At 28.3% G+C, this 12,675-nt stretch carries 7 protein-coding genes and 1 other annotated feature; all 7 genes read left to right on the top strand.

From position 1 onward, the window contains the following. Positions 1-19 precede the first annotated feature (19 nt). The 7 genes from pheT to argS all read left to right on the top strand — a co-directional run bounded on the left by pheT (position 20) and on the right by argS (position 12,286). A complete protein-coding gene (gene pheT / locus AYC61_RS15175; RefSeq protein WP_066504246.1) occupies positions 20-2,410 on the top strand; it encodes a phenylalanine--tRNA ligase subunit beta in 2,391 nt (796 codons plus the stop codon). A gap of 414 nt (positions 2,411-2,824) precedes the next feature. After that, on the top strand, positions 2,825-3,373 hold the full coding sequence (locus AYC61_RS15170; RefSeq protein WP_066504244.1) for a cell division protein ZapA: 549 nt from the start codon (positions 2,825-2,827) through the stop codon (positions 3,371-3,373). An 18-nt stretch (positions 3,374-3,391) separates the two neighbouring features. Then, positions 3,392-5,860 carry a U32 family peptidase gene (locus tag AYC61_RS15165; protein WP_066504241.1) on the top strand — a complete coding sequence of 823 codons (2,469 nt, stop codon included), beginning with the start codon at positions 3,392-3,394 and terminating at the stop codon, positions 5,858-5,860. 12 nt (positions 5,861-5,872) lie between these two features. Beyond that, on the top strand, positions 5,873-8,251 hold the full coding sequence (locus AYC61_RS15160) for an endonuclease MutS2 (protein WP_066504240.1): 2,379 nt from the start codon (positions 5,873-5,875) through the stop codon (positions 8,249-8,251). 18 nt (positions 8,252-8,269) lie between these two features. Next, positions 8,270-8,713, top strand: coding sequence for a 2-thiouracil desulfurase family protein (locus AYC61_RS15155; protein WP_066504238.1), 444 nt, complete (start codon positions 8,270-8,272; stop codon positions 8,711-8,713). A 10-nt stretch (positions 8,714-8,723) separates the two neighbouring features. Beyond that, a complete protein-coding gene (locus AYC61_RS15150; RefSeq protein ID WP_066504236.1) occupies positions 8,724-9,323 on the top strand; it encodes a GerMN domain-containing protein in 600 nt (199 codons plus the stop codon). A 64-nt stretch (positions 9,324-9,387) separates the two neighbouring features. Further along, positions 9,388-9,606, top strand: a binding site (T-box leader). Between the two features lie 982 nt (positions 9,607-10,588). Next, the gene (gene argS / locus AYC61_RS15145) at positions 10,589-12,286 is read left to right on the top strand and encodes an arginine--tRNA ligase (protein ID WP_338026063.1); all 1,698 of its coding nucleotides are present in this window, start codon (positions 10,589-10,591) and stop codon (positions 12,284-12,286) included. Positions 12,287-12,675 lie beyond the last annotated feature (389 nt).

Here is a 12,675-nt window from a genome sequence, read left to right as displayed (position 1 = left end):
AATAAAAGGAGTGTGTGTAATGTTAGTACCTGTTTCATGGTTAAAAGATTATGTTGATATTGATATAGATGCTAAGGAGCTTGCAAATAAATTGACTATGTCTGGTTCGCATGTTGATTCTTTAATAGACAAGGACAAGGGCATAAAAAAAGTAGTAGTAGGAAAGATAAAAAAAATAATAAAGCATCCTAATGCTGATAATTTAGTTATAACTACTACAGATGTAGGAGATACAGAACTTCAAATAGTTACTGGAGCTAAAAATATTAAAGAAGGAGATTATATACCTGTAGCTTTAGTTGGTGCAAGATTACCAGGTGGAATAAAAATTAAAAAGGGAAAGCTTAGAGGAGAAGTTTCAGAAGGTATGATGTGTTCCATGAGTGAGCTTGGTATAGATCAACAGTGTATTCCTGAAGACGAGAAGCATGGTATACATATACTAAATAAAGAATATCCTCTAGGAACTGATATAAAAGATGTCTTAAATCTAAAAGGACACGTTATAGAGTTTGAAATAACACCAAATAGACCTGATTGTTTAAGTATAGTTGGTATGGCTAGAGAGGCAGCGGCTACTTTAAACAAGAAAATGAATATTAGGGAAATAAATATTGAAAAAGAAGCAGGCGATATCAAAGAATATCTTGAAGGTGTTCAAATTATTGATAATGATTTATGTAAAAGATACTATGCTAAAGTAGTGAAAAATGTTAAAATAGGACCATCTCCTGCTTGGATGCAAAGTAGACTTATTGACTGCGGAATGAGACCTATAAATAATATAGTTGATATAACAAATTATGTTATGTTGGAATATGGTCAACCTTTACATGCTTTCGATGCTAAAATGATAGCTGATAAGAAAATTATTGTAAGAAGAGCAAAAGAAAATGAAGAAATTACTACATTAGATAGTGCAAAGAGAAAATTAAACAATTCTATGTTAGTAATAGCAGATAATCAAAAAGCTGTAGCTTTAGCAGGTATAATGGGTGGAGAGAACAGTGAAATTACTAATGATACAAATGCAATCATTATTGAATCCGCAAACTTTAATGGTAGAAACATTAGATTATCAGCTAAAGAATTAGGATTAAGAACTGAAGCTTCTTCGAGATTCGAAAAAGATTTAGATGCAGGCTTATCTGAAATAGCTTGTTTAAGAGTATGTCAGCTTATAGAAATGCTTGGTGCTGGTGAAGTGGTAAAAGGACATTATGATGCATGTGATGATAAATTTGAAGAAAAAATAGTTGTATTAAATCCAGCTAATGCTAATAAGCTTTTAGGTTCAGAAATTAGAACAGACAAAATGCTTGAAATATTAAATAGTTTAGAATTAAAATCAGAACTAAAAGATGGGATTATTCATTCAATAGTACCTTCATTTAGACAAGATATTAATATAGAAGCAGATTTAATAGAAGAGGTTGGAAGGATATATGGATATCATAATATAGAGACAAAACCTTTAATTGGTACATTAACAAAAGGTGAAAAACCTACTCTTAGAACAATTGAAGATCTTATAAAAGACTTTTTAACAGGTGTTGGCTTAAATGAAATTACAACATATTCATTTATTAGTCCAAAAGCTTATGATAAAATTTGCTTACCAGAAGGAAGTATAAAAAGAAACAGTGTCAAATTACTTAATCCTTTAGGTGAGGACTACAGTGTAATGAGAACTACTCTTATACCTAATGTTATGGAGGTTTTATCAAGAAATTATAAATATGGAGTAGAAAAAGCATCTATTTATGAAATTGGTAAATTATTTATACCTAAAGGAGAAGTAGTATCATTACCTTATGAAGCATCTACAGTAACATTAGGTATGTATGGAAAAGTTGATTTTTATCAGCTTAAATCAGTTGTAGATTTATTATTAAGTAGGCTTGGGATTGAAGGTTATGAATATGAACCAGAAAAACAACATAAATCATTCCATCCGGGAAGAACAGGTAATATTATAAAAAATAATCATGTACTAGGTATAATTGGGGAAATACATCCTAATGTATTAAGTAATTATGGTATGAAAGAGAGAGTATATATAGCTGAGCTTGATATTGAGATGCTTGCTTTATTAAGTAATATGAACAAAAAATATAAAGAGTTACCTAAATATCCAGCGATAACTAGAGATATTGCTTTAGTAGTAAATGACGATATAATGGTTAAAGAAATTGAAAAAGTTATTATTGAAAACGGAAATAAGCTTGTTGAAAGCGTAACATTATTCGATATATATAAAGGTTCACAAATACAAGAGGATAAAAAAAGTGTTGCTTATTCAATAAAATATAGATCATATGAAAAAACATTGACAGATGAAGATATTACAAGTGTTCATCAGAAAATATTAGATGCATTAGCAGATAAGTTAGATGCAAAATTAAGATAAATAAAAAGAACTAGTTCATAAATTGATGAGCTAGTTTTTTTTAGCATAGAATTAAATATTAATTATAAATAGTAAACTATGTGGAATATTTCTTCTAACAAAGAATGAGTAGGAATATCCTTTTTTGAAAAATAATAGACCTATATAACTATACATTAATAATCTAAATGTTATATAATTAAAACAAGGCATAAGATGTCTCCCACCTCTATAGGTGGAGGGTATCGATTAGATTTAACAGGTAGTGTGCATATCTTTTGCCTTGTTGAAACGGTGTGTTGCAATTACTACGTAATTGCTTCCATTGTTATAAAAATAGCTATAAATACGATTTGTAGCAGGAAAAGTATGTATGTTGCAAGAAATATATATGAATAAAGAAATTATTGCTAGATTTGAAAGAGAGGTTTTTATATGACTGAAAAAAATAAAGTCATAGTTAGAATAAATGGGCAAGATTATACTGTTATTGGAAATGAACCAGAAGAATATATTCAGTTGATTGCAGAATACGTAGATCAAACTATGAGAGATATAATATCGCAAAATTCCAAGTTAGGTCAATCAATGGCAGCTACTTTGACTGCATTTACTATTGCTGACAAATTGCATAAAATAGACGAAGAATTAAATAATTTAAAAGTAGAAGTAAAAGAACCACTAGATGAGCTAAAATCTACAAAACAGAAACTAGAATATTATAGCAAAGAATTTACTAGACTAACAGAGGAGAATAAAAATTATTCTGAGAGTAATAAATTGTTAAAACATGAAAATAATAAATATGAAAAGAAATGTAAGCATCAAGAGGAGTCATTAAAGCTTAAAGAAGATGAACTTGAAAAATGTCATCAGATAATAAGTCAACTTCAAAATAAATTATTTGAAAATCATGTAGAAATGTTACAGACAAAAAAAGAGTTAGAAGAACTAAAAAAACTATATGATAACAGCTTGAAATAGATTTTTTGGGAGGAAGATATGAAGAACGACATTGAAATATTGGCACCAGTAGGTAGTATAGAATCATTATATGCAGCAATAAAAAACGGAGCAAATGCAGTATATTTAGGAGGAAAATTATTTAATGCTAGGCAATATGCATCAAACTTTGATGAAGAAGAGCTTAAACAAGCTGTAAATTACGCACATTTAAATGGAGTAAGAGTATATGTGACTATTAATATCTTACTTAATAATGATGAATTAAAAGATGCTATTGATTATATAGTATATTTATATAATATCGACGTAGATGCTATTATTGTGCAAGACATGGGCTTAATAAGTCTTATAAAAAAAGTTTTACCTAATTTAGAATTACATGCTAGTACACAAATGACTATTAATAATTATCTAGGGGTACAGTTTTTAGAAGATTGGGGTTTTAAAAGAGTAGTACTTGCAAGAGAAGTATCTATGAATGAAATTAAAGAGATAAAAAGTAAGACTGAATTGGAGCTAGAAGGTTTTATTCATGGAGCTCTTTGTGTTAGCTATTCAGGGCAATGTCTTATGAGTAGTTTAATTGGACAAAGGAGTGGCAATAGAGGAAGATGTGCACAGCCATGTAGAATGCCATACACATTAGTTAACTTAAAATCAAAAAACACTATTGATCCAAATTTATCTAATAAGTATTTATTAAGCTTAAAGGATTTACAAACCATAGAGCACATGGAAGATATAGTGAATTCAGGTCTTACATCACTTAAAATAGAAGGTAGAATGAAAAAACCAGAATATGTTGCTATAGTAGTAAATAAATATAGAAAAGCTTTAGATAAGGTATTATATGAAGACAAAAATAGACAAGTTTCTAAAAAAGATATGAAAGAAATAGAACAAATATTTAATAGAGGTTTTACAAAAGGATTTCTTTTTAATGAAGAATTTAAGGATATAATTTCATTAGACAGATCTAATAATAAAGGTGTTTATTTAGGTACTATAGTTAGTGTTAAAAAAGGTAGCTATATAGCTATAAAATTGCAACAAGATTTACACAAAGGTGATGGGATACAATTTATAATAAATGGGTTAGAAAATAAAGGTATATTAGTTGATAGATTGTTTTTAAAAGGTAAAAAGGTTGATTCTGTAACAAGAGGTAAAGTAGCAGAAATCCCATATATACAAGGTATAAATAATGGCTGTTTAGTAATGAAGACATCAGACTATTTATTAAATAAAAGAGCAGAAGAAACTTTTAAAGATAAAAAAGTTAACAAAATGAAAACTGTAAGCTTCTTCATTGAATTAAAAAAAGGCTTAAAACCAATCTTAACAGCTTGTGATGATGACAATAATTATGTTACAATTGAAGGTGATTATTTAGTTGAAGAAGCTATTAATAAACCAATTTCTAAGGAAATTGTAATAAAACAGCTTAGCAAATTAAGTGATAGTATTTTCAAATTAAATACAATAGATATTACAATGGATGATAATATAGCTATGCCTGTTAGCAAATTGAATTACTTGAGAAGAAGTGCTATAGAAAAGCTGGAAGTCTTATATTCTAATTTTAACAAACGAAATTTTATTGATATTAATGAAGTTAACAAATCAGATATGTTTAAATTGAAATCTAGGATAGATAGCAGTTTGAAGAGATTATCAATATCTATCAATAATGAATACCAATTGAAACAGTTAGATTTATCAAAGGTTGATAGATTATATATAAACTACTTTGATGGTTTGGATAAATATATAAACAAATTAAAAGAGAAAAATATAGAAGTTTATCTAAAAACTGATAGAATTATTACTAATGATAAATTTCAAAAGCTAAAACAAAATATAAACTTAGTAGAAAATATTAATGGGATAAGTGTATCAAACTATGGAGCATTAAAATTATTAAAAAATAGTAAACATAGTATTCATTGTGATACAGGATTTAATATTTTCAATAATTATTCTATAAAAGCTCTAAAAGATTATGGAGCAGATAGTTTCACTTTATCATCTGAGTTAAAATTAGATCAGGTAAATAAAATAGCTTCCAAAACAGAAAACAATTGTGAAACAACTGTTTATGGATACTATCCAATGATGGTTACAAAATATTGCCCTATAGCAATATATACAAAATGTAAAGGTAGCAATAATTGCAGTTTGTGTAAAAATAATGGTGAATTAGGATTAAAGGATAGAAAAGGCAAAGTATTTCCGTTATTTAGAAAATATAATTACACTACTATCTATAATAGTGAACCATTAGTGATGTTGGAATATTTAGATGAATTATTAAAAGGTAAGATTGATTATTATAGATTAGATTTTACTATAGAAAACGGCGATATGATTAAAGATATACAAGCTATATATTATGATTATATCAATGGATTAATAAATAGAAATGAAGCCAAAGAATTTGTAAAAAAACTAAAAGCTAAAGGTATAGACATTACTAAAGGACATTACTATAGAGGTGTTTTATAAGGAGAGAGTTTTATGAACAAAAGAGCTTTAAGAGTATTAGAATATCATAAAATAATTGATAAATTACAACAAAAAGCAGAATCCAGTTTAGGAAAAGACATGGTTAGCAAATTAGAACCTTCTTCAGAGTTTGAAATTGTACAGTCAATGCAAGAAGAAACTAATGAAGCTATGAATATTCTACTTAAAAGAGGTAATCCTCCATTAGGTGGAATTAGAGATATAAGCAATGAACTTAGAAGAGCTAAAATTGGAGCAGTTTTATCACCAAGAGGACTACTTAATACAGCTGATTTATTAAGAGTTTCACGAAGATTAAAATCATTTATAAAAAATGATAAAGCTGACAAAAAGTCGAGTTATTACATCATTGAGAATTATATTGAAGAATTGAATGAATACAAAAGTATAGAAGATAGTATATTTAATTCAATTATAAGTGAAGAAGAAATATCTGATAATGCAAGTAGTACATTAAGAAGTATTAGAAGAAAAATAGAAACAAAAAAACAATCAGTTAGAAGCAAATTGTCTTCAATAATAAATTCAACACAAAACAAAAAATATTTACAAGAAAGTTTAGTCACAATGAGAAATGACAGATTTGTTGTTCCTGTAAAACAAGAATATAGAGTACAGTTTCCGGGTCTTATTCATGATCAATCTTCAAGTGGAGCAACGCTTTTTATAGAGCCAATGGCAATAGTAAATATGAATAATGAATTAAATCAGTTAAGATTAGAAGAAGAAGAAGAAATAAAGAGAATATTAAGCGAATTGTCAGCAATGATAGCAGAAGTAGTTGACGAAATAAGCACAAATGTAAAATTATTAGGTAAAATTGATTTTATATTTGCAAAAGGCAAATTAGCATTGGATATGGATGCAATTAAACCAAAATTAAATAACGAAGGGTATGTTTCAATAAAAAAAGCAAGACATCCTTTGATAGATAAAAAAGCTGTTGTACCAATAGATATTTATGTAGGGAAGGAATTCACTTCTCTGGTAATAACAGGTCCTAACACAGGAGGTAAAACAGTAACTTTAAAAACTATGGGATTATTAACCTTGATGGCTCAAGCAGGATTGCATATTCCATCTGCTTCAGGAAGTATAATAAATATATTTAAAGAGGTATTTGCAGACATAGGAGATGAGCAAAGTATAGAGCAAAGCTTGAGTACATTTTCAGCTCATATGACAAATATTATAGATATTTTGAATTCAGTAAGAGACAATAGTTTAGTATTGTTTGATGAATTGGGAGCAGGGACTGATCCGACAGAAGGTGCAGCATTAGCTATATCAATACTTGAATACTTAAATAAAAATAAAATAAGAACTGTAGCGACTACACATTATAGCGAGTTAAAACTATATGCTTTAAGCAATGATAATGTCGAAAATGCAGCTGTTGAATTTGATGTTGAAACGTTAAGTCCGACATATAAACTATTAATAGGAATTGCAGGGAAATCAAATGCTTTTGAAATCTCTAAAAAGTTAGGACTTCAAGAGTTCATCATAAAGGAAGCCAAAAAACATATCTCAAATGAAAGCATCCAATTTGAAGATATACTAACTGACATTGAAAAAGATAGAACTATTACTGAGAAAAATAGAGAAGAATCAGAAGCTCTTAAAAAAGAAGTGGAAATTCTTAGAGAAGAATTGTTAGATAAAAAAGATAAAATAGAAAAAATAAAAAGAGATGCTCAAAGGAAAGCAAAAGTAGAAGCTAGAAAAATATTATCTCAAGCAAAGGAAGATGCTGATAATATTATAAAAGGTATAAAAGATTTATCAGTACAAATAGAAAAAGAGAAGAGTAAGAGATTACAGGAATCAAAAGAAAAACTTAAAATTAAAATAGATAAAATAGATACTGAATTAACTGATGAAGTATTGAATGTACCTAACTATAAACCACCTAAGAATTTATCTGTTGGAGACACTGTAAGAATAGTTAACTTGAATCAGGTAGGTACAGTAATATCATTACCAGATGAGAATGGAAATCTGACAGTTCAGGTTGGTATAATGAAAGTAAATGTCAATATATCAAATCTTCAAATAACACAGGATGAGGAAAACGAGCAAATACAAAAATCAACAAGAAAATTTATTGCTAAAAAGACTTCTTATGCTAAAACTGAGATTGATTTAAGAGGTAAAACTGTAGAAGAAGCTATTTTAGATGTGGATAAGTACTTAGATGATGCTTATATATCTAATTTGAATTTAGTCACTATAATACATGGTAAAGGAACAGGGGTATTAAGACAAGGAGTAAGACAATTATTAAAAAAACATAAGCATGTTAAAAGCTATAGACAAGGTGAATTTAGTGAAGGAGGAACAGGTGTTACAGTAGTAGAGTTAAAGTAATATTGGAGGTTGACAACAATGATACTAGTCAGTGCATGTTTAGCAGGAATTAATTGTAGATACAATGGTGAAAGCGTAGTAATAGAGGATATTGTAAATCTAATAAAAGAAGGCAAAGCTGTACCGGTTTGTCCAGAGCAATTGGGAGGATTAACAACACCTCGAAATCCAAGTGAAATTATAAAAGAAAACAACGAGATAAAAGTAAAGGATTGTAAAGGAAATGATGTAACTAAACAATTCGAAATAGGTGCAAAAGAGACTTTGAAGTTTGCAAAATCTATAGGAGCTGATATAGCTATATTAAAACAGAGAAGTCCATCATGTGGTTATGGCTTAGTATATGATGGAAATTTTAATGGTGCAACAGTGACAGGAAATGGCTTAACTGCTCATTTGCTTTCTGATAATAATATTAAAATTTACAATGAAGAAAATTATATGGAAATTTATAATGAATAGGAGGAAAAATATGAAGAAGTTACTTGTGTTGATTGTAGCAATAATACTTTGTATGTCATTAGTTGTTGGATGTTCAAGTGATGATCCAGTTGATGAAGTTAATAATGAAAACCAGATTGGTGAAGAAACAGATAATCAAGGTGAAGAAAATAATGTTGAAGACGATACTAGTGAAGTAGAAGATATTGAATACGTGTTATTTTTAAAAGAAAAAGGATATCCTAATATTGCAAGTCAAACTATGACTATTAAAAACAATGATGAAAGATTAAAGACAAAAACAGTAAAAGAAATAGCTGTAGAACATTTAATATCTTTTGGTGAATTTAATGGATTGATTTCTCCAATTCCTAGTGGAACAAAACTATTAGGTTTAGAAATAGATGGTAATAAAGCAATAGTTGATTTATCAAACGGATTTGTTAAGGGTATGAAAAAAGATGAATACAATACAATGTTATCATTAGCAGGAGTTATAAATACAGTTGCAGTTTTTGAAGATATTGATAAGGTAGCATTTAAAATTCAAGGTGAAACTATTAAAAATTTGAATGGTATAGATATGACAAAAGAATTTGAATATAATATGGACTTTTTTACAGATAAGTAAAAAGGGTAATGATTAAAATTTCTTGAATATGTTAATATTTTATGATATACTCTTAAAAAACACGATAAATTCTATGAAAAGAATAGTAAATTACAAGTCAATTTTAAGCGAGTTGAGGTTGGTGTGAGCTCAATATACACTTGTATTTGAATAGAGCCTTGGAGAAGTATACTGGAAATAAAGTATAGTATACCGTTAATTGCGTTAAAATTGTTGAGTGGATACATATATATATGTATCAATAAGAGTGGTAACGCGGGAAAATTGAACTCTCGTCTCTGTATGTATAAATGCGGAGACGAGAGTTTTTTAAATAAATTAAAATGGCGAATTTCTTCGTTATTAAATTTATCACGACTAATTACGTATAAAAATACGCTCATATCCGTGATAAATTTAATGCCTTGAACTTCACTCATTTTAATTCATTTAAATTAAATGAGAGTTAAATGGCGAATTTCTGCGTTAAGCAGCGAACCCAAATCTATGATTTGGTGTGAGTCGCTTACTCCTAGGAACAAAGTGAGTAGGAGTTACAGCTGATGATTACAGTAATTCAGACATTAAGCTTTGATAAAAAATTATGTATGATAAAAAAAATATATAAATAAAGAGTTAGAAAGCAGTGAACCCAAATTTTAATTTTGAGTGAATCGCTTACTCAGAGGAAGTATGAGTCTGAGTTACATATTATAATAATGCCTTGAACTTCACTCATTTTAATTCATTTAAATTAAATGAGAGTTTATTGGCGAATTTCTTCGTTAAGCAGTGAACCAAAATCTTTGATTTTGAGTGAGTCGCTTACTCATACGAAGAATGAGTAGGAGTTTCATAAGTTTTTTCACGACTAATCATGAGTAGAGAACAGAAATCTAAGATTTCCTGTGAATCACTTACTCCTAGGAGCGAAGCGAGTAGTGAGCTACATCATAATACGCTCATATATGTAAGCAGAGAACCCAAATTTAAATTTGGAGTGAATCGCTTACTCAGAGGAAGGATGAGTCTGAGTTACAAATTATAATAATGCCTTGAACTTCACTCATTTTAATTCATTTAAATAAAATGAGAGTTTAAATGGCGAAATTCTGCTTAAATGATTAAAAAAGAGAAACAAAAATATAAAAATATAAAAATATAAAAATACAAAAATATAGTAAAAAACAATGCAAAAGATTAAAAAAGCAAAAAATTAAAATTTTGATTTTGAGCGAGTATAATCCATTCTGGATTTATATTTAATATAGGAGGTAATAAAAATGATTGATTTTAAAAAACAATTATCACAAGCATTAAATGATGAAATAGAAGAAATGAGTATTGAGCAGCTAGAAGAATTGGTAGAGGTACCGCCAAATTATGACATGGGTGATTATGCATTTCCTTGTTTTAAATTAGCTAAAGTTTTTAGAAAATCACCAAATATTATAGCTCAGGAACTAACTCAAAAACTTGAAGCAAATGAGTATTTTGAAAAAATAGAGAATAAAGGTGGATACGTAAATTTCTTTGTAAACAAAAAGCTTTTAGTCGAAGGAGTTTTAAATGATGCATTTGAGAAAAAAGAAAAATTTGGATCAACAAATGTAGGAGAAGGAAAAAATGTAATAGTTGAATTTTCATCCGTAAATATTGCGAAACCATTCCATATAGGTCATATAAGAAGTACTGTAATAGGTAATTCATTATTTCATATCTATAAATTTTTAGGTTTTAATGCTATTAGTATAAATCACTTAGGAGACTATGGAACACAATTTGGTAAACTTATAGTTGCATATAAAAAATGGGGGAATAAAGAAGCAATTGAAGCAAATCCAATACCTGAATTGTTAAAAATTTATGTTAAATTTCACGAAGAAGCTGAGAAAGATCCAGAACTTGATGATCAGGCTAGAGGTTGGTTTAAAAAATTAGAAGATAAAGATGAAGAAGCATATGCTTTATGGAAATGGTTTAGAGAAGTTAGTTTAAAAGAATTTGAAAGAGTATATGATATGCTAAATATTAAATATGATTCATATGCAGGAGAAAGTTTCTATTCAGACAAAATGCCTGAGATTATAAATATATTAAATGAAAAAGGATTATTACAAGATTCAAAAGGAGCAAAGATAGTTGATTTAGAGTCATATAATATGCCGCCAGCATTAATAACAAAAAGTGATGGTTCCACATTATATATGACAAGGGATATAGCAGCAGCTAAATATAGGAAAGATACTTATGATTTTTACAAAAATATATATGTGGTTGGAGCTCAACAAGCATTACATTTTAAACAATGGATTAAGGTAGTAGAATTGATGGGATATGATTGGGCAAAAGATTGTATACATGTTCCATTTGGTATGGTTAGTTTAGAAGAAGGAACTATGTCAACAAGAAAAGGAAGAGTAGTTTTCTTAGAAGATGTACTAAAAAAAGCAGTTGAAAAAACAAAAGATATTATTTCAAACAAGAATCCAAACTTAGAAAATAAAGAAAACGTAGCAAAACAAGTAGGTATAGGAGCGATAATGTTCCAAGAGTTATCTAATAACAGAATTAAAGATTACACGTTTTCTTGGGATAGAACTTTGACATTTGAAGGAGAAACAGGTCCATATGTTCAATACACACATGCTAGGGCAAATAGTGTGTTGGAAAAATCTAAAATAAACGTTAGCAGTGAAGTTGATTTTTCATTATTAACTAACGAAGAAGCAGTAAATCTAGTTAGGTTGTTACAATCATTCGCACAAGTTGTGTTAGATGCAATGGAAAAAAATGAACCATCTTTCATAACAAGACATTTAGTAGATATAGCTCAAGCGTTTAATAGATTTTATCATAATTGTCCAATATTAGTAGAGGATGAGGAAGTTAAAAAAGCAAGATTATTATTAGTATATTGTACTAAGAATGTTATAAAAACAGCATTAGGACTTCTTGGAATACAAGCACCTGATAAAATGTAGAATGAAAAACATAAAACGACATTTTTATGTTATAATTTATAAAGATTTTTAAATATATTAAAAAATATTTACAAATGTATCATTATATAGTATAATTTAATAAACTGTTGTCGAAGCTAACAACGTTAGATAATTACCTAATTTTTTTCTGGACATCTATGATGTCTTTTTTTTTGTCCATATTTCATATACTATTACCCTGATTATTCGTATAACTCTCGATAATATGCTGTAAGTTTCTGAATTAGAAGATTTCAGTGAATTCGCAGGCATACCGAGTATGCCTGCCATTTAATGGACATCTTTCGCCTTGTTATAATCAGAAGGATACAGTAGAGTATTTAATTTTCTATTAATAATCTGGGCATTATAATATTAAATAATTATTG

The sequence above is a fragment of the Abyssisolibacter fermentans genome (assembly GCF_001559865.1).
GTDB lineage: Bacteria > Bacillota > Clostridia > Tissierellales > MCWD3 > Abyssisolibacter > Abyssisolibacter fermentans.
This window is presented reverse-complemented; position numbering and strand designations above follow the sequence as displayed.